Annotated in this window: 17 protein-coding genes and 1 pseudogene; 11 read left to right on the forward strand and 7 right to left on the reverse strand. The window is 64.3% G+C overall.

Annotated features, from left to right (window positions below; translation table 11 throughout):
* Positions 1-22 precede the first annotated feature (22 nt).
* The gene (locus tag ACL58G_RS17835) at positions 23-1549 is read left to right on the forward strand and encodes a nucleobase:cation symporter-2 family protein (protein ID WP_440962652.1); all 1527 of its coding nucleotides are present in this window, start codon (positions 23-25) and stop codon (positions 1547-1549) included.
* Positions 1546-2388 (forward strand): outer envelope protein, encoded by an 843-nt coding sequence (locus ACL58G_RS17840; protein WP_413341466.1) that lies wholly within the window; start codon positions 1546-1548, stop codon positions 2386-2388. Before ACL58G_RS17835 ends, ACL58G_RS17840 begins: the two co-directional genes overlap by 4 nt.
* Before the next feature lie 948 nt (positions 2389-3336).
* Here ACL58G_RS17840 and ACL58G_RS17845 read toward each other — a convergent pair.
* Both ACL58G_RS17845 and ACL58G_RS17850 read right to left on the reverse strand, forming a co-directional pair.
* Positions 3337-4671, reverse strand: a complete 1335-nt coding sequence (locus ACL58G_RS17845) for a protein kinase domain-containing protein (RefSeq protein WP_440962653.1) — start codon at positions 4669-4671, stop codon at positions 3337-3339.
* A gap of 20 nt (positions 4672-4691) precedes the next feature.
* Complete coding sequence (locus tag ACL58G_RS17850) at positions 4692-5435, reverse strand: hypothetical protein (RefSeq protein WP_440962654.1); 744 nt, start codon at positions 5433-5435, stop codon at positions 4692-4694.
* Between the two features lie 566 nt (positions 5436-6001).
* Between ACL58G_RS17850 and ACL58G_RS17855 the strand changes: the two genes are divergently transcribed.
* The 6 genes from ACL58G_RS17855 (at position 6002) to ACL58G_RS17880 (ending at position 11418) form a co-directional block, all read left to right on the forward strand.
* Positions 6002-6253: an AbrB/MazE/SpoVT family DNA-binding domain-containing protein gene (locus ACL58G_RS17855; protein ID WP_413341478.1), complete on the forward strand. Its 252-nt coding sequence runs from the start codon at positions 6002-6004 to the stop codon at positions 6251-6253.
* Entirely contained in the window at positions 6247-6597 is a 351-nt protein-coding gene (locus ACL58G_RS17860) for a type II toxin-antitoxin system ChpB family toxin (RefSeq protein WP_413341479.1), read from the forward strand. The genes ACL58G_RS17855 and ACL58G_RS17860 overlap by 7 nt, the downstream gene beginning before the upstream one ends.
* 126 nt (positions 6598-6723) lie before the next feature.
* Positions 6724-7089 (forward strand): hypothetical protein, encoded by a 366-nt coding sequence (locus ACL58G_RS17865; RefSeq protein WP_440962655.1) that lies wholly within the window; start codon positions 6724-6726, stop codon positions 7087-7089.
* Between the two features lie 48 nt (positions 7090-7137).
* Complete coding sequence (locus ACL58G_RS17870; protein ID WP_440962656.1) at positions 7138-8583, forward strand: FAD-dependent oxidoreductase; 1446 nt, start codon at positions 7138-7140, stop codon at positions 8581-8583.
* 249 nt (positions 8584-8832) lie between these two features.
* On the forward strand, positions 8833-9651 hold the full coding sequence (locus ACL58G_RS17875; protein WP_371766803.1) for a formate/nitrite transporter family protein: 819 nt from the start codon (positions 8833-8835) through the stop codon (positions 9649-9651).
* Between the two features lie 33 nt (positions 9652-9684).
* Entirely contained in the window at positions 9685-11418 is a 1734-nt protein-coding gene (locus tag ACL58G_RS17880) for a protein kinase domain-containing protein (RefSeq protein ID WP_440962657.1), read from the forward strand.
* On the opposite strand, the gene ACL58G_RS17885 is transcribed toward ACL58G_RS17880, so the two are convergent.
* On the reverse strand, positions 11415-12032 hold the full coding sequence (locus ACL58G_RS17885; protein WP_413385818.1) for a M17 family peptidase N-terminal domain-containing protein: 618 nt from the start codon (positions 12030-12032) through the stop codon (positions 11415-11417). The two genes, ACL58G_RS17880 and ACL58G_RS17885, sit on opposite strands and share 4 nt — an antisense overlap.
* Before the next feature lie 99 nt (positions 12033-12131).
* Here ACL58G_RS17885 and ACL58G_RS17890 point away from each other — a divergent pair, with 99 nt between their 5' ends.
* Positions 12132-13058 (forward strand): bile acid:sodium symporter family protein, encoded by a 927-nt coding sequence (locus ACL58G_RS17890; RefSeq protein ID WP_413385819.1) that lies wholly within the window; start codon positions 12132-12134, stop codon positions 13056-13058.
* A gap of 13 nt (positions 13059-13071) precedes the next feature.
* Here ACL58G_RS17890 and ACL58G_RS17895 read toward each other — a convergent pair whose 3' ends face one another.
* Positions 13072-14445, reverse strand: a complete 1374-nt coding sequence (locus ACL58G_RS17895; RefSeq protein ID WP_413385820.1) for an apolipoprotein N-acyltransferase — start codon at positions 14443-14445, stop codon at positions 13072-13074.
* Complete coding sequence (locus tag ACL58G_RS17900) at positions 14442-15026, reverse strand: TetR/AcrR family transcriptional regulator (protein WP_413385821.1); 585 nt, start codon at positions 15024-15026, stop codon at positions 14442-14444. The genes ACL58G_RS17895 and ACL58G_RS17900 overlap by 4 nt, the downstream gene beginning before the upstream one ends.
* A gap of 182 nt (positions 15027-15208) precedes the next feature.
* On the opposite strand from ACL58G_RS17900, the gene ACL58G_RS17905 reads away from it, so the two are divergent.
* Together ACL58G_RS17905 and ACL58G_RS17910 are read left to right on the forward strand one after the other, a co-directional pair.
* Entirely contained in the window at positions 15209-16456 is a 1248-nt protein-coding gene (locus ACL58G_RS17905) for a b-glycosidase (protein WP_440962658.1), read from the forward strand.
* A 239-nt stretch (positions 16457-16695) separates the two neighbouring features.
* A pseudogene (locus ACL58G_RS17910) lies at positions 16696-16980 on the forward strand (SDR family NAD(P)-dependent oxidoreductase); the annotation flags it as partial.
* 159 nt (positions 16981-17139) lie between these two features.
* Here the strand turns inward: ACL58G_RS17910 and ACL58G_RS17915 are convergent.
* Together ACL58G_RS17915 and galK are read right to left on the reverse strand one after the other, a co-directional pair.
* Positions 17140-18138 carry an aldo/keto reductase gene (locus tag ACL58G_RS17915; protein WP_413385824.1) on the reverse strand — a complete coding sequence of 333 codons (999 nt, stop codon included), beginning with the start codon at positions 18136-18138 and terminating at the stop codon, positions 17140-17142.
* Positions 18135-19310, reverse strand: coding sequence for a galactokinase (gene galK / locus ACL58G_RS17920; RefSeq protein WP_440962659.1), 1176 nt, complete (start codon positions 19308-19310; stop codon positions 18135-18137). Before galK ends, ACL58G_RS17915 begins: the two co-directional genes overlap by 4 nt.
* Between the last annotated feature and the right edge of the window lies 1 nt (position 19311).

The raw sequence follows: 19311 nt of genomic DNA on the forward strand, positions 1-19311 counted from the left end.
TAAAAACATTTAGGAGACAAGCATGACCCAGCCGTCCCGCCATCCGGTGGACGAACGGCTGCCGCTCGCGCGCCTTGGTGCGCTCGGGTTGCAGCACGTCCTCGTCATGTACGCCGGTGCCATTGCCGTCCCCCTCATCGTGGGACGTGCACTCAAACTTCCGCCCGAACAGGTCAGCATGCTGATCTCGGCCGACCTGTTCTGCTGCGGAATCGTGACACTCATCCAATCCCTTGGCCTGACATCGTGGTTCGGCATTCGCCTGCCCGTGATGATGGGCGTGACCTTCGCGGCCGTCGGTCCGATGGTCGCCATCGCGAACGCGGTCCCCGGCGTCGACGGGGCGCGCGCGATCTTCGGTGCCGGCATCGGCGCCGGTGCCGTGGCGCTCCTGCTCGCGCCCCTGATGAGCCGGTTGCTGCGGTTCTTCCCGCCCGTCGTCACGGGCACCATCATCCTGATCATCGGCGTGACCCTGATGCGCGTCGGCGTGGGCTGGGCGATGGGCGGTCCGGAAAGCACGGCGCAAAGCGTCGATACCGTGAAACTGGCGGCGATGGTCGATGCGGCGCGCGCCAGTGCCGCGCAGGCCGCGGCCGCGCTGCCGCCGGGTGCCGAAGCGCCGGTGCTGAAGCTGGCCGGCCCCGTGCCGATGACGCCGAACCCGAACTACGGCGCGCTGGACCACTTGGGCATCGCCGCGTTCGTGCTGGCCGTCGTGCTGTGCCTCGTCCGGTTCTGCCGCGGCTTCCTGGCCAATATCTCCGTCCTGCTGGGCATCGTGGCCGGCTGCGTCGTCACGTTCGCGCTGGGTGAGATGAACTTCGACAAGGTGGGCAAGGCCGCCTGGTTCCAGCTCGTGACGCCGCTGGCGTTCGGCACGCCCACGTTCGACCTGGTCATGATCGTCACGTTCGCCGTCGTCATGATCGTCGTGATGATCGAGTCGGCCGGCATGTTCCTCGCCCTGTCCGAACTGACGGGCAAGGACCTGGACCGCAAACAGCTCGCCGCCGGCCTGCGCACCGACGGCCTGGGTACGCTGATCGGCGGCCTGCTGAACACCTTCCCGCACACGAGCTTTTCGCAGAACGTGGGCCTCGTCGCCGTCACGGGCGTCAAGAGCCGCTGGGTGTGCGTGGCCGGCGGCATCATCATGATCGTGCTGGGCATGCTGCCGAAGATGGCGGCGCTCGTCGAAGCAATTCCCCAGTTCGTGCTGGGCGGCGCGGGCCTCGTCATGTTCGGCATGGTGGCCGCGGCGGGCATCCGCATCCTGACGCGCGTGGACTTCCGGAACAACCGCTACAACCTGTATATTGTCGCCCTGTCGATCGGCTTCGGCCTGATCCCATTGGTGGCCCCGCGCTGGGCCCAACAGATGGCCCACAGCCTGCATCCGTTGCTGGAGTCGGGCATCCTGCTGACCGCCGTCGCCGCGGTCGCGCTGAACCTCTTCTTCAACGGTACCCGCGACATCCCGGCAGAAAGCCATGGAGATGCGGGCGCCACCAACACCCATCCAATCGTCCAAGGGAGCAAAGCATGAAAAAAACCGTCCTGACCATGGCGCTGTGCGCGTGCGCGGCAACGTCCGTGCAGGCCGCCGAATGGAGCGACACGTCGATCGGCTACCGCACCGGCGGCCGTTTCCGCGAGCCGTTCAACGCCAGTGAAATCCACAAGGACATCATCGACATCAACCACGTGAGCGGTTATGCCTATGGCACGAACTTCTTCAACCTGGATGTCCTGTTGTCGAACAAGACCGATCCGTCGGCTCCGGGCGCGAAGTCGGGCGCGCAAGAGTTCTACCTCGTGTACCGCAACACGATCTCGCTGGGCAAGGTGAGCGGCAAGGAATTCGCCTACGGCCCCGTGAGCGACGTGGGCCTGACGCTGGGCTTCGACGCCAACACGAAGGACGACGCCGGCTATAACTCGAAGAAGCGCATGCTGGTCGTCGGCCCGACGCTGGCGTTCAAGGTCCCGGGCCTGCTGAACGTGGGTATCTACGGCCTGTGGGAGAGCAACGCGCCGAACAACGAGTTCACGCAGACCAGCGTCGCGCGCTACCGCTACGACACGCACCCGATGCTGGGCGCCGTGTGGGCGTTCCCGATCGGGGCGTCGGGCTGGTCGTGGGAAGGCTTCGCGAACTGGATCGCCTCGAAGGGCAAGGACGAATTCGGCAACCAGACGGCGCCGGAAACGAACATCGACATGCAGTTGCTGTACGACCTGGGCCCGCTGCTGGGCGCCAAGCCGAAGACCTTCCGCGCCGGCTTCGCCTATCAATACTGGCATAACAAGTTCGGCAACGACAGCAAGCGCGTGCCGGGCGCCTCGGCCAGCACGCCGATGGTCAAGGCGGAGTACCACTTCTGATTTTCGAGTAGGACGGGGCGGCACGGCGGTGCCGGCCCGTTGTTGCCACCGGCGCGCTTGCCTTCGGGCGGTGCGCCGTTTTTTTATTGCAGGTCAGAAGTTCACATGGCCCAAGCCACCACGCTCCAGCCGGGGCAAATCCGTCACCTTCTCCGCGTGACGGCGGCCGCCAGCAGGCATCCCGAGCGGATCTGGCGCGTTGTGCACCGAAATCAGCCTACGCGCGGCCATCACGAAAGGTTGCCGGCAGCGTTACAGCTATCTTGGCCTCGCCAAGGCCATCGAGGCGCTTGACCAGACGTCGAGACGGTCCAGTTGCTGCTCGGGCACGCGGAGTTATATGCTAGTGAATCCGATGTAATATTTGGGAGAAAATTCCAGAGAACCGGGAACGTTGCCCGGGTTTTTTGTTCGGCCGTCAAATATTATGCTAGTACACGTGTAACATCTGCATATATGGGGCATCGATTCAGCCGGCTGAGCAAGAAAAACACGCGGAGGGGCTTGCCGGACCAAGCTGGGATTGGCAGTGAAGCAGCCGCTTGCAATACTGCGGCGATGTGCCATGCTGTGCCGGCTTGTACACCGCCGATAGCTGCGAATTCAAAAACTAATTATCTTATTTCAATAGAGGAGCCATCGCTTACATCAATTTCCGATAAAGACGGTCCACCTTCGCACGAGTAAGCAGCGATCCCATTGCCATTCGCGCTCGCATTGATGGCAAACATTGGTGATACTCCGTCTACCGCCAACGCGAAAGGACTGCCACGAACTTCTCGGCGCGCATGAGCGAATAAATCGTAGACGTGGACGATGTGATTATCGGAAGTCTTGTTTGCTATATTTACAGATATTTCCATTTTTTCGCCTTTCTATTTTATCTGTCAGACTGGAAATTTTCGGTCAACGAAAGCATTGAGCTTTGCCTAAGAAATCTATACGACTCTACATGTGACCGCGATGTTTCAATAACTCTGAATAAACTTCATCGGCCATTGGTCTCTGCTCCTGCTTCCCCATCATTGCAAGAATGAGAGGTGCAACACCGGAGACACGATAGCTAGAAAGCATATTATCTAGAACTTTTCCAAGCGCAAAAATGTCCTGTGAAAATCCGAAGGCTTTTTCTGTTCCAAATTCTGGCGGCACGAAGGTTGGTGATCCCCAACAATCGTCCAAAGAAATATTTCCTTCGACCGCGCCTTCAAAGTCGATGAAGTACACGTCCCTTGTCTCTCGTTTTATAAGAATATTTGTGAACTTCAGATCGCGCCATGCAAGGCCACTGTCGTGCAATGCGACCACATTTTTTGTGATCGCAATTGCGGTCGACAGTCTTAGTGCGACGCCCGGCTTGGCTCGCCTTAGCCATTTATCGAGCGTACACCCATCAATATATTCAAATATCCCGTAGACTGCGCTGTCGGTTTGAAATGATCTGTTTAATCTTGGAATAAATGAGACTTTCCGAGACATTAGATCGCATACTTTCATTTCGTTCAGAAGCCGCCCAGCACCGTCAATACGAGACCAGTCCATTCCGCCACCGCGCAACCCCTGCTTTAGAATTCGGGTGACCGGACGCAGGGGCTCCGCAATATCCATCGCTTTGTACACAGATCCCTTGCCTGTCCTTGCGAGTGTCAAGAACGGCAGTACATCATGTGCGATGAAAGACGCTTTTGGGAAGTCTGCAGTTTGTGCAGGCAGCGCCAGCCACCTCGGCAACCAGCGCTCATCACGTCCCCGGTCTCTAACGGGTCGACCATTCGCTCCCCTAACAAAGTCTACGGATCCATTCTTCTTCTGAGGTGTCTGTAATTGTGCCGAGCTGAACGCGCCATAGCGGAAGAAAATACAGTTACTTCCGGCCAACTGATGGTCATTGGGTACTCGAGGTCCATTGAATTCAGCTAACGATACAGCCAGTCCATGAAGAGTTTGCTGGCAATCATAGATATCTTCCGGATAAGCTGTAATGAATTTTCCGATCTGGCTGTATCCGTATTGAATACCAGCATTAAGCGAAGAGAGAACATTGAGGTCGGCAACGGTCTTATAGGAGACTCGTTGACGTTCGAGCCAACGTGACGCGTGCTCGAAAACGTCGCACGCATTAAAGACATGAGCGCTTACGTGAATTTTCCATCCTTGCGGCGGTAAACGAGTTTTGCCCCTAAAGGACTTCCATAATTGTGTTCGTTGGGGGGCGAATTGTAGGTGAGCCGTCAACGCGGCCCACCTTTTTTCTTCAATGGTTTTTTTCTCAGACCAATTCATGATCCCGAGTGGTCAAATAATTAACACCCCAACGTCGTCGTGAGCGTAGTAGTTGTACAATCTGGCGTGGTCGCGGTAGTGACGGTGCCAGTACAACCCATCATTGCCGCATCATCGAACCCTAAATTGCTCAGTTCGTCTTCTGAAAATGCTGCCTTGAATATCGCAATTTTGTCCTTCGGATCAAGAGAGTTCATGTATGCTTCCGCCGCCGCCCTCACCAAATCGACTGTATTCTGATCACTTGTGATCTTTCTCGCAAAATCACGAACAAGTATTTCCTTAGACATAGATCCTCCCCCAAATATAAAGAGATACTTATCTACACTGCAATTCTTGCGCCTTAGTTCGATAATGAAGCTTACACCCGCACTGATTAGGATACGCGTAATAATTGAAGAGAAAATCAGGGTATTTTGAGGAAAATCAAATTCGAAAGGCAGAAACAATTTGCTGACAGCTACCCAGTTTTGGTCGAGCCAAGTCACACCACGCGAAGAAGATGACGCTGCAAACGAAAGCGATCGCAATTGTGATGAGATATCCCGATGAACCGACCGTCTCTGTGGCTTGGGTGCAAATGACGTGAAAATACCTAATGCACAACTGGTTCCTTCCATCAACTCGACCTTCGTTACCGCGTCACCACCGTCGCCAGAAACCGGGTTTCGCTTTGAGCGATCTTTTCGGCACGCGGGTAGCTTGTCGCTGAATTCAGCATCGATCGGTTGAGCGTGCTTGCGCCGCTGGTGAAGCAAGTGCAAAGCATGGTCGGCCTTGGATTGTTGTTTGGCTGCGGCTCGCGTGTGCGCTGTCGGGTTGGTCCGTCGGGAGGTATATGTACTTCGCCGCGCTGGACGCTACCTAGAGTACCGGATTGCGCGCCGATTGCGCTTGCGCGACGATCCTGGCAGGTATCGAGGTTTGCGTTCCGACAGCAAGCTGATATTCCGTACAAAGGGGTACAAGTCCCACTTGAACACGAAGCGACGGATAAGCTCGCCCGGGCGAGCCGGGTGACTACCTGGCGTGCGACCACCCTGCAGGCCCAGGTGACAAAGCTCTACAGGGATGCCGGGGGCAGGGAGGATCCCTCGCACGGCGGCCGCCGCACGATGGCATCGCGACTAATCACCCGAGGCGCCGCTGTCGAAACCGTCCAGCTGCTGCTGGGCACGCCGAGCTGGACCACGTTCGCCCTCATCTCCAAGTGCCACAAAAGAGGCTCGAAGCAATGTTCGAGTCAGTTCTTTGATGTGTATCTACATTGTAGAATTTGCTTGCGGCGCCGCATTGTGGGTAATACAATGTATCTACACTGGAGACAACTATGGAACTCTCGATTCAAAAGTGGGGCAACAGTGCGGCAGTCCGACTGCCGTCTGCTTTGCTGAGTCAACTAGGCGTTGCGCTTGGCGACAAACTGAGCGCGGACATGCGACCGGAAGGACTGGTATTGCGGCCTGCTCGCAAAACCTACTCTCTTGCAGATCTGATGGCGCAATGTGATCTGAAGGCGGCGCCTCCTGTAGACGCGGAGGCCTGGGAAGGCAGCAAACCGGTAGGCCAGGAAGTATGGTGAGGCGTACCACGTTCAACCGTGGAGATATCGTTCGCGTGAACCTTAACCCAACAGTAGGGCGAGAGCAGCAAGGCGATTTTCGTCCTGCCCTCGTACTCTCCCCGGCCGCGTTCAATCTCATGGGGGTGGCTTTAGTGGCACCAATTACTCAAGGCGGCGATTTCGCTCGCTATGCGGGCTTCGCAGTGCCGTTGAGTGGATCGGGCACTGAAACCCAAGGTGTCGCGCTGGTGAATATGATTCGCACAATGGATTTGGCCGCTCGCGGGGCGAAGAAAATCGAAACAGCACCTGAGTTCGTGGTCGAGGACGCGCTTGCCCGGTTACGGGCTATTCTCGACTAAGGAAAAATACGGCGCCGACGACAGCAGCAGCGGCCGAGGTGATCACGTGGCGGCATCGGGTCTGGAAGGACGTCGGCGACACGCCAGGACCGTGCTCGGCAAGTCAGGGAAAACACCAGGAAAACAATGGAAAATGAATCGAATTCGAGACGGAGCCTCCTGCATCGACGCCCCCCTTTTCATCACATCCTTCTCATCGCTTTATTCGTCGGCCTCGGCACTTGGTACGCGTTTAAATCCCTGGATGAAGTTCATCAAGAAGCAGCGGAGCGTCAAGCGAGCAATGAACTGGACAATGAGCTGGAAAATCGGCGCATCGCCGAAATCGAGGCGATCAAGGCCAGACTGCGGCGAGCCGACCCCAAGCACGAGCAGACCTGTGCACACGCCGCGAGCTTTCGCTATCCCGAAGAGAACAACGAAAGCGAGTTGACCCACATGCGCCGAATCGAAAACTGTGTGGATCAGATAGCAAAGCGGGCAGCGCATTGAAGAGGAAAAGAGCGCATTAACGGTCTCCATCGGAATACAGGTGAACCAATGCAGGCAAGCGACCACGACATCATCATCGTCGGCGCCGGCCCCACGGGCCTGATGCTGGCTGCCGAACTGGCATTGGCCGGCGTCGACGCCGCCATCGTCGAACGCAAGCCGGCGCAGGCCCGCGTGGGCGGCCGCGCCGGCGGGCTGCACGCGCGCACGCTCGAACTGCTCGACCAGCGCGGCATCGTCGACCGCTTCCTGGCCGCGGGCAAGACGCACCCGCGCGTCAGTTTCCACGCCGCCCTCGACATCAGCGATTTCCCGACGCGCCACAACTATCTGCTCGCGCTGGCGCAGGAACAGACCGAACGGCTGCTCGCCGCATGGGCCGATGAACTGGACGTGCGGATCTACCGCGACCGGGACGTGGACGGTATCGCATGCGACGACGACGGCGTCGACGTCACGACGGCGCAGGGCACGCGCCTGCGTGCGCGCTGGCTGGTCGGCTGCGACGGCGGCCGCAGCCGCATCCGCAAGCTGGCCGGCATCGGCTTCCCCGGCTGGGACGCGTCGACGAGCTGGATCATCGCAGAAGTGAAAATGCGCGAAAAGCCGGTGCTCGGCTTCCACGAGGACGCGTCCGGCCGCCATGCGATGTCCATGCTCGAAGATGGCGAGACGGTCGGCGTCGTGCTGGCCGGACGCGATCCGCAGGCGGCCGGCGAGCCGACGCTCGACGAACTCGCCGCGGGCCTGAACGCCATCTACGGGACCGATTTCGGCGTCCATTCTCCCACGTGGCTGTCCCGCTTCAACGACGCCGTGCGCCAGGCGGACGCCTATCGCAAGGACCGCATCCTGCTCGCGGGCGACGCCGCGCACATCCATCCGCCGCTGGGCGGGCAGGGCCTCAATCTCGGCGTGCAGGATGCCGTCAACCTCGGGTGGAAGCTGGCGCAGGTCGTGAAGGGTGTATCGCCGGCGGCGCTGCTCGATACCTATCAGGCCGAACGCCATCCCGCCGCAGCGCGCGTGCTGCGCAACACGATCGCGCAAGGTGTGCTGCGGCGCCCGGACGACCGCACGCCCGTGCTGGGCGAATTCGTCGCGGAGATGCTCGCGATGGACGAGCCGCGCAGGCGTTTCGGCGCGATGATCGCCGGCCTGGACATCCGCTACGACCTGGGCGCCGGCCACCCGCTGCTCGGGCGGCGCATGCCGGACCTGGACATCGTTACGGCGGCGGGACCGACCCGCGTCTACGCGCTGCTGCATGACGGGCGGCCGGTGCTGCTCGATTTCGGACTGTGCGCGATGGTCCACGGCGGCCGCGTGAAACGGATCGAGGCGACGTTCGATGGCGTGTGCGAACTGCCCGTCGTCGGCGCGGTGCCGCTGCCGGCCGCGATGCTGATCCGGCCCGATGGGTATGTGGCGTGGGCCGGCGATGGCGGCGCGGACGGCCTGCGCGCCGCGTGCGCGGCCTGGTTCGGCGCCTGACCGGGGCAAGGGCGCGCATCGCGCCACACGGCCTGCATCGTTCGTGTGCACGCACGGGGGTGTCCTCTCCAACAATGGTGCGCCACCGCACCAGCAGGCAGCACCGGCACGGTCGCGGTGCGCAGGTCCGTGAGAATCGCCCCGGTCTGATGCGGGCCCGCTTCTTGCATAACTCCCCATGACGGCGCAATCGACGCCGGATTACCGATCAACATTGCCGCGTCATCGCGGTTCCCTGGGGAGTATTTCATGGCGTACCTGGTGCCTTCAGAATTCGTGACCAAGATGGTCGACGCGGGCGAATCCAAGATCTATATGTCGACGCGCGATGCGCTGATCCGCGCCTACATGGCCGGCGCCATCCTCGCCCTGTCGGCGGTGTTCGCCGTCAGCTGCTCGGTGGCGACCGGCGTGCCGCTGATCGGCGCGCTGCTGTTCCCGGTGGGTTTCTGCATGCTGTACCTGCTCGGCTTCGACCTGCTGACCGGCGTGTTCGTCCTGACGCCGCTGGCGCTGATCGACCGGCGGCCCGGCGTCACGCTGCCGCGCGTGATCAAGCACTGGGGCATCGTCTTCGCCGGTAACTTCCTCGGCGCGTTCACGGTGGCCTTCCTGATGGCGTATATCTTCACGTTCGGCTTCCACACGGACGGCGGCGTGCTGGCCAAGACGATCGGCACCATCGGCGAAAAGCGCACGCTGGGCTATGCGGAATACGGCTTCGCCGGCATGGTCACCCTGTTCATCCGCGGCATGCTGTGCAACTGGATGGTGTCGACGGGCGTCGTGGGCGCCATGATCTCGACGACGGTCGGCGGCAAGGTCATCGCCATGTGGATGCCCGTGATGCTGTTCTTCGCGATGGCGTTCGAACACTCGGTCGTGAACATGTTCCTGTTCCCGTTCGGGATCCTGACGGGCGCGCACTTCACCTTCCTCGACTACCTGGTCTGGAACGAGATCCCGACCGTGCTGGGCAACCTCGTCGGCGGCCTCGCGTTCACCGGGCTGACGCTGTACTCGACGCACGTGAAGACGGCGCCGAAGCGCTCGTTCAACAAAGTCTGACGGCGCGCGCGCCGGCGTCCCGCTTTGCAGCCCATGATGCAGCCTTTGACGCTCTCCGTCGGCCAGCACAGTGACCGGGGCCGCAAGGCCGTCAACCAGGACTGCCACGGCGTGGTGATCCCGCGCGCGCCGCTCGCCTCGACGAAGGGGGCGGCGCTCGCGCTGGCGGACGGCATCAGCAGCAGCGCTGTGAGCCACGTCGCCAGCGCCACCGCCGTCGCGGCCTTCCTCGACGATTACTACGCGACGGCGGACGCCTGGTCGGTCCGGACGTCGGCCGAGAAGGTGCTCGCTGCCGTGAATGCGTGGCTGTATGCCCATACGCGGCAGGGCCAGGACCGCGCCGACCAGGACTGCGGCCATGTCTGCACGTTTTCCGCGCTCGTCATCAAGTCGAACACCGCCCACCTGTTCCACGTGGGCGACGCGCGCATCTACCGCGTCCACGCGGGCGCGCAGGGCGCCAGCCTGGAACAGCTGACGACCGACCATCGCGTGTGGGTGTCGCCCGAGCGCAGCTACCTGAGCCGCGCGCTGGGCGTGCAGGACCGTATCGAGATCGACTACCGCGCCGTGGCGCTGGAAGCCGGCGACCTGTTCATGCTGGCGACGGACGGCGTGTACGAGCACGTGTCGGGCGCCGACGTCCACGCCGCGTTGCAGGACGCGCCGGACCTGGACGCGGCCGCGAGCCGCCTCGTGCAGCGCGCGCTCGCCAACGGCAGCGCGGACAATCTCACCGTGCAGCTGGTGCGCATCGAATCGCTGCAGGCGCGCGAAGCCTCCGAACTGCTGCGCCAGATGGCGGACCTGCCGCTGCCGCCGCTGCTGGCCCCGCGCGCGGAACTCGACGGCTACCGCATCGTGCGCGAGGTGCACGGCAGCAGCCGCAGCCACGTGTACCTGGCCGAGGATCCGGACAGCGGCGCGCACGTCATCCTCAAGATGCCCTCCATCGATCTCGCCGGCGACCGCGCCTACATGGAGCGGTTCGTGATGGAAGAGTGGATCATGGGACGCGTGCGCAGCCCGCACGTCGTCAAGCCGGCGCCGGCGCGGCGCCGCAGCCATGTCTACGTCGCCGCCGAATACATCGAAGGCGTCACGCTGGCGCAGTGGCTGCGCAGCCAGCCGCGTCCCGGCCTGGACGCCGTGCGCCGCATCGTCGACCAGGTGGCGAAAGGCTTGCGCGCGTTCCACCGGCTCGAGATGCTGCACCAGGACGTCCGGCCGGAAAACGTCATGATCGATGCAGCCGGCAACGCGCGCATCATCGATTTTGGCTCGGTGAGCGTGGCCGGCGTCGTCGAGATGGCCTCCCATGACGAGGACTGGACGCTGCAGGGCGCCGCGCTGTACGCCGCACCGGAGTACTTCCTCGGCGAACGCGGCACCGTGCGCTCGGACGTGTTCGCGCTGGGCGTGCTCACGTACTTCATGCTGACGGGAGAGCTGCCGTACGGCGTCGGGATCCCGCGCGCGGCGGGGCGCGCGGCGCAGCGCCGGCTCGCGTACACGCCCGCGCGCGAGCACGATCCGTCGATTCCGGCCTGGGTCGACGCGGCGCTGCACAAGGCGCTGCAGATCGATCCGCGCCGGCGCTACGAGGACGTCGCCGAATTCGTGTACGACCTGCACCATCCGAACAGCGCCTTTGCCGAGCGGCGGCGCACCCCGCTGATCGAACGGAGTCCGCTGCTGTTCTGGAAGGCGGTGTCGTTCGGGCTGGGGGTGGCGCTGGTGGCGGACCTGGCGTTGCGGGGCTAGTGGCGGGCCAGCCGCGCGAACGCCTCCGCGAATGCCCGCCCCGCCGCCTCGGCACGTGGCGCCCCGACATCGAACGTGCAATGCCGCAGCGACGGTGCCGCCGCGAGGCCGGCCTGCGCCAGCATGTGCTCGGCCCGCAGCGCGCCCAGCATCCCGTCCAGCATGACGTTCTGCATGTCGAGCGACGCATTGTCCGTGTGGCCCGCATCGAGCACGCTGGGCGCGAACGCCATCGACACGGCGCCGTAGCGGATCGCCTCGCGCATCGCGACGCGGCAGGCGCGCCGCAGCATCTCGCCGTCCAGCCGCCCCGGATCGCCCATCCCGATCACCAGCACCGCGCGCGCCACCACGGCGGGCGGCGGCGACGTGATGAGCAGGGTCTCCAGCGGCTGGGCGCGGAATGCGCCCGTTGCGCGCAGGCGCGACAACTGGCCGCCGAGCGCCTGGTCCAGCGCGAGCAGGCCGCCGGCCATGCCGCCGCCGAGTTCATGCTCGAACATGCAGGCGACGCTGAAGTCGACGTCGGCGTGGGATGGGCCCCAGGCGACGACGTCGAACTGGACGCCGTCGGCGGTGCCGATCGGCAGGCGGGTGGGTGAGGTGTCGGTCACGATGGGGCCATGCTAACGCGATTCGCGCCGCCATGCACCGGCCAATGGTCAGGGTGGCGGACATATAATGGCGGGCCCATCAGATCAGGAGACCCCCGCGTGAACGCCATCGAAAAAGCCAGCGCCTTCGTCGGCAAGACCTTCTCGTTGTGGGTGCTCCTGTTCGCCGCCCTCGGTTTCTTCGCGCCGCAGCTGTTCGTAGGTTATAAAGGCTGGATCGCGCCGCTGCTGGGCATTGTCATGTTCGGCATGGGCCTGACCCTGTCGACGGAAGATTTTCGCGACGTGTTCCGGCGGCCGAAGGACGTCGCGATCGGCGTCGTCGGCCACTACCTCATCATGCCCGGCATCGCGTACGTGCTGGCCATCGCGCTGCGCCTGCCGCCGGAGATCGCGGTCGGCGTGATCCTCGTCGGCTGCTGCCCCAGCGGCACCGCGTCCAATGTGATGACGTTCCTGGCGCGCGGCGACGTGGCGCTGGGCGTATCGATTGGCGCGGTGTCCACCCTGATCGCGCCGTTCGCGACGCCGGCGCTCGTGTCGCTGCTGGCGGGCGCGTGGATGCACATTAATGCGGCCTCGCTGTTCATGGACATCGTGCAGGTCGTGATCGTGCCGATCGCGCTGGGCATCGTCGCCAGGACGCTGTTCCGCCGCCAGGCCGCGGCCAGCGTGAAGGCGCTGCCGCTCGTGTCCACGGTGGCGATCGTGCTGATCATCGCGATCATCGTCGCCCTGAACCAGAGCAAGCTGCTGACGAACGGCCTCTTGATGTTCGCCGCCGTCATCCTGCACAACCTGCTCGGCTTCGCGCTCGGCTATCTGTTCGCGCGGCTGTTCGGCATGGACCTCGCCAAGCGCAAGGCGGTGATGTTCGAGACCGGCATGCAGAACTCCGGCCTCGGCGCGGCGCTGGCGGCGGCGCATTTCAGCCCGCTGGCGGCCGTGCCGAGTGCCTTGTTCAGCGTGTGGCACAACCTGTCCGGCTCCGCGCTCGCCACGTGGTTTGCGCGCAGGAAAGAGTGACCCGGCGGTGCCGTCAGGCCGGCTTCCGCAGTGCGCCAGCACGAGCCGGTGTTCGTGGTCGTGCGCCGGCAACGATGACAAGCATTCCCGTGCCGGCGGCCAGTGCGACGCACAACCAGGCAAACCAGTCGCCCAGCCGTGTGTACGGCGTCGGTCCGGTTCCGAGCGGGACGTCCGCCGAGGCGACCGCTTTGCCGGGAGCGCCAACCTCTGCCACGGCGCGGACGCGGCCCCGATCATCGGACACCGTCGCGAGGCCGTGCGACGCGACGCGCAGCATGGCGAAGCCATTCTCGACGCCGCGCATGATCGCCTGCCGCGCGTGGATCCAGCCGTCGAGTGAAAAGTCGTTGGCCGGGACGATCATCAGGCGGATGCCGTCCCGGGCGTCGGCGCGGATCGTGCGCGGGAAATCCAGGTCTTTGCAAATCGCGGTCGCCAGGCCATTGCCGAGGATGCCGGGACCTTGGCCCGGCGTGAATACGGCTTCGCCCGGGAGGAGCAGATGCCGTTTTTCATAGACAATCGACGGCTTGCCGGGTACGAATGTGACAGCCATGTTGCGTTGTGGGTTTTGGTTGTGGGTGCCGGCTACGACGACTGTCGCGGTGTCGCGCGCCGCCAGCCGGACCGGTTCCAGCGCTTCGCTTTCGATGCCGGTTTCGGGCGTCACGATGACCTTGGCGCCGCGTGCGGCCAGTTCCCGGATCGCCGTCGCATACCGCGGGGCGATGTCCTCGTCGTTCGCACCGGCCGCCGGGACGATCCCCACGGCGGCAACGCGCACCGGCGTCGTCTGCGATGACGCGAGGCGCACATAACCGCTGGCGACGACCGCGATCGCCAGGGCCGTCCCGATCGTACCCGCGATACGTTCGCCCCGCAGTGCCAGGGCGATGGCATTCGCAAACAGGTACAGGACGAATGTGACTCCGTAGACGCCGGCAACCGACGCGACCTGGATCGCCGCAGGCCAGTGGACTTGCGTATATCCGATTGCACCCCAGGCGCCATGGGGCGAGATCGCGCCTGCGAGGAATTCGCAACTGGTCCAGAGCGCCGGAAAGGCGAATCCGATGGCCGCACCCGGCAATACATGCCGCGCCCGTCGCGCCAGGAGGATGGATGCACCCAGCAGCAGACCATTCCCGATCGCCATCACAACACCGTCGACGAGCACATAGGTGCCGTAAACCTGGAAGATGTAGACGGTTCCCATGGTGGATGCGAACAGTGACGCGGCCATCACCTGCCAGCGTGGCGCTTCGCGATACGCCAGCCACAGGAGCGGCGTCGGCGCGATCCAGGCCAGCATCCAGGTGTCGGCAATGCCGTAGGTGAAGTAATACAGGGCGCCGCTGAGCAGGGCGCAGGCGAAAGCAGTCATTCGTGGGTCTCCGGAGAATAGGAAAGGATGCAGTGATCAACGGCGCGCGCATAAGCCGCGCGGAATTCGTCTTCCGACACGAAGCGTCCCGCGCGGTACATGTCCACGAGACCCTGGCAAAGCGCGGACAGGGCAAGCACGATGTCCTCGGCCGAGGGCGCGTGCCGCCCGCGCGCGCGCATCCGTTCTGCCTGCTGGCGCGCCAGGTGTACCACCGGCGACCGGCCCTCGGCGAAGTCGTTCGGATATTGCCTGGCCCCGCTGGCGCGGAGCAGGAACGCGGCTTCGTAGCGGCGGGGTTCCGTCACTGCGAATTCGAGAAAGGCGGTGCTCAGCTGGCGTAGCCACGCCGCGGGATCCGGCTCGGCGATATGGGCGACACGCGCCTCCCATGCGACAAAGCCGTCGAGCATGAGTGCGTTCAGCAACGCGTCCTTGTCGGCAAAATGCTTGTAGATCGCCATCGGGGTGATGCCGACGGCGGCGGCGATACGGCGCATCGACAGACCGGCTTCGCCTTCTTCGTCGAAGAGCGCGCGGGCGGCCTGGAACAACCGGGTTTTCGTGGATTCGGAAGTCATGGTATACAGCGTATACCTCGATGCCAGCCCAGTCAATACGGGTGGTTAAAACAATTTATCCGCGCTCAAGAACGATGCTGTTTGCCCACAGGGACGACAAGTCGTCCCTCGGCAAGCGTGCACGGCCGGTTTGCGAGACCGGGATATACTCGCCTCCGCCCGAGAAACGAAAGGAGAGCGGCGTGGCACAGCGTCCCGGCATCTTTCCCACCTTCTTCCTGTCCGGTTTCGAATGCTCCACCTTCCTGTGGGGAAAGGAGCGCGTGCGCCGCAACCTGGTGGCGGAAACAGGCCATGACCGCCATGCGGCCGAAGACTACGAACGGCTGGCGCACCTCGGCATCGCCGTGGCGCGCGAAGGCATCCCGTGGCCGCTGGTCGACCAGGGCGGCCGCTACGATTTTTCGGGTCTCGACCCGTACATCGCCGCGATGAATGCATCCAAGGTCATCCCGATCTGGGACCTGTGCCACTACGGCTTCCCGGACGATCTCGATCCGTTCTCCGATGCCTTCGTCGACCGGTTCGCGGCGTATTGCCGGGCTGCGGCCGCATACGTCGTGCCGAAGGTGCGCGGCCCGCACTTCTTCACGCCCATCAACGAGATCACCTTCTTTTCGTTTTGCGCCGGCGAATGGGGCTGGGCCGCGCCGTACCGTTGTTCGCGCGATGACCGCATGCAGTTGCGGCTGGCGCTGTGCCGCGCCGCGATCGCGGGCGTGAAGGCGATCCGGGAGGTCGATCCGGACGCGCGCATGGTGCACGTGGATCCGCTGGTGCGCGTCGTCGCCCCGCGCGACCGTCCCGACCAGATCGAGGCTGCACGCCATGAGACGGAAGTCGACACCTTCCTCGCGTGGGATATTCTGTACGGCCGCGAGCATCCCGAGTTCGGCGGCGCGCCCGAGGTGCTGGACATCGTCGGCGCGAACTCGTATTCGTTCGGGCAGATGGAGTACCGCGAGCACGGCCCGCACGCGCCGCTGGCCCCGGACGACGACCGCATCGCGCCCCTGTGCGACATGCTGGAAACAGTGTGGCAACGCTACCGGCGGCCGATGATCATCGGCGAGACGAGCGGCCTTGGTCGCGGACGCGCGAGCTGGCTGCACGACGTGATGTGCGAATCGCTGGCGGCCGTGCGGCGCGGGATGGACCTGCAGGGCATCTGCCTGTTCCCGGGCATCGACATGCCCGACTGGCATACCGGCGAGTGGGTGCACAACGGAATCCACGACCTCGTCCCGAAAGACGGCGACCTGGAACGGGTGCCCGACCAGGCCTACGTCGACGAGTTGCGGCGTTGGCAGAAGGAGCTGAACCGGGTCACCGTGCTGGACGAGGATCCGTTCAGCGACCCGGTGGAACTGCAGGACGTGATCGACGCGGCGCACCGCCTCGACCTGAAGCCCGATAAGAATTGGTGCTGAGGATCGGGTGCCGAGGCGTCCGCCGCGACACCTGTCGAGCGCGATACGGATGGTGCTGCGACACGTGTCGCACGCGCGGCCCGCGATTCTTCGTTCTTCTCCCTGATGTTCCCGCCCGTGCCGGCACTGGCACGCTAGTTGCGTTCAGTCCGGCGGCAACATCGTTCGGGACCAACCAACAATGAGGAGACGGATATGTCGAATTCACTTCCGCTGGCCGGCCGCGCCGCCATCGTGACGGGCGGTGCGCGCTCACCCGGCGCGTGGACGTCACCGACGCCGCGCAGGTGCAGGCCATGGTCGACGAGGCCGTCGCGGCGTTCGGCGCGCTGGGCATCCTCGTCGACTGCGCAGGGGTCATCAATATCCGCCCGGTGGCGGACCTGACGGAGAAGGACTGGGTCGTCGTCATGGACGTCAACGCCCAAGGGACGTTCCTCGGATGCCGGGCCGCGCTGGGGCCAATGCGCACGCAGGGGTGGGGCCGCATCATCAACGTGGCGTCGATCGCGGGCAAGGAAGGTGGAGAACGTGACCGGCCAGTCCGTCAACGTCGACGGCGGCTTCACCTTCCACTAGCCGCCTCGCACCGCTTTCAGGAAGCCGGGACGGTACGGCGGTGCCGTCCTGTCGTTACCGCCGGCACGCCGTCGTCCCTGTGGCGGCGTGCCGTTTTTTTTCGGCTACTGCGAGGCCAGGATCGCCTCGACCGCCGCGATCTCGTCGCCCGCCAGCGGTGCCATCTCCACCGCGCGCACGGCATCCAGCACCTGCTGCGGCCTGCTGGCGCCGATCAGCACGGAGGCAATCGAAGGCTGGCGCCTTACCCAGCCCAGTGCGAGCTGCGCGAGCGTGCGCCCGCCCGCCTGCGCGACCTGGTTCAGCGCCTCGATGATGCGCAGGCGCTCCGGCGTGATGTGCTCCGGCTTCAGGAAGCCGACCTTGCCGGCCGCGCGCGAATCGGCCGGCAGCGTGCCGCCGAGGTAGCGGTCCGTCAGCAGGCCCTGGGCCAGCGGCGAGAACGCGATGCCGCCGATGCCTTCGCGCTCCAGCACGGGAAGCAGGTCCGCCTCCGGCTGGCGCACCAGCATGTTGTAGCGCATCTGGTGGATCACGAACGGCGTGCCCAGGCGGCGCAGTTCCGCCGCCGCGGCGGCCGTGCGCTCGCCGTTGTAGTTCGAGATGCCCGCATACAGCGCGCGGCCGCTGCGCACGATGTAGTCGAGCGCCGCCATCGTCTCTTCCAGCGGCGTGTCGGGATCGGGACGGTGGTGATAGAAGATGTCGACGTAGTCCAGGCCCATGCGCTTGAGGCTCTGGTCCAGGCTCGCGACGAGGTATTTGCGGCTGCCCCAGTCGCCGTACGGTCCGGGCCACATCGTGTAGCCGGCCTTCGTGCACACGACCATTTCGTCGCGGTACGGCTTCAGGTCCCGCGCGAGCAGGCGGCCGAAGTTTTCCTCGGCCGACCCGGGCGGCGGGCCATAGTTGTTGGCGAGGTCGAAGCACGTGACGCCGTTGTCGAACGCCGCGCGCACGATCCAGCGCTGGCGGTCGAAATCGTCATTGCCGCCGAAGTTGTGCCACAACCCCAGCGACACGGCGGACAGCCGCAGGCCGCTGCGGCCGCAATGCGGGTAGGGCATCGAACCATAGCGTCCGGCCGCCGCCTCGTACATCATGGATTGACTTTGCCCGCGCCGGCGGCCGGCTTGCAGACGTAGATCGTGGCCGGCTTGCCGTCCGGCGAGCGGTACTCGCGCTCGACGGCGGCACGGGCCGCGTCGACCAGCGCGTGCGGCACGACGGCCACCACGCAGCCGCCGAAGCCGCCGCCCGTCATGCGCACGCCGCCCTGGGTGCCGATGACGTTCTTGACGATGTCGACGAGGTTGTCGATGGCGGGCACGGTGATCTCGAAATCGTCGCGCATCGACGCGTGCGATGCCGCCATCAGTTCGCCCAGGCGTACCAGGTCGCCGGCCTGCAGCGCGTCGGCGGCGGCCAGCACGCGGTCGTCTTCCGTCACCACGTGGCGTGCGCGGCGCAGCACGACGGGGTCCAGTTCGCCCGCGCGGGCTTCCAGCGTGGCGAGGTCGAGGTCGCGCAGGGCCGGGATGCCGAAGTGGCGGGCGGCCGCTTCGCACTGCTCGCGGCGCACGTTGTAGGCGCTGTCCACGAGGCCGCGCGTCACGTTCGAATTGAAGATCATGATGGCGGCGTTGTCCGGCACCGGCACGGGCTTCACCTCCAGCGAGCGGCAGTCGATCATCAGGGCGTGGCCTTCGACGCCGCACGCGGAACTGATCTGGTCCATGTTGCCGCACTTGGTGCCGACGAAGTCGTTTTCCGACGCCTGCGCGATCAGCGCGATGTCGATCGGCGACAGCGCCTCGAAGCCGGGCAGGCTCGCGAACAGGCGGCCCACGGCGACCGACAGCGAGGCCGACGACGACAGGCCGGCGCCCTGCGGCACGTCGCCCGCGATCGCCATGTCCATGCCCTGCACGGGCAGGCCGCGCTTCACGAACTGCTCGACGACGCCGCGCACGTAGTTGGCCCACATCGGCTGGTCCACGCGGCCGATCGGGGCGTCGAGGTCGTATTCGTCGAGAGCGTCGCCGTAGTCGGCCGCCACGACGCGCACCTTGCGGTCGCCGCGCGGCTTGGCGGCGATGGCGGTGCGGTAGTCGATGGCGCACGGGAGCACGAGGCCGTCGTTGTAGTCGGTGTGCTCGCCGATCAGGTTGACGCGGCCCGGGGCCTGGACGAACAGCGTAGGGGCGGTGCCGAATGCGGTTTCGAAGGCGGCGGCGGTGCGGCTATTGCGTGAAATGAGGCGGTTATCTTGCATG

The sequence above is a fragment of the Massilia sp. GER05 genome (genome assembly GCF_052056005.1).
Classification (GTDB): Bacteria; Pseudomonadota; Gammaproteobacteria; order Burkholderiales; family Burkholderiaceae_D; genus Telluria; species Telluria orientalis.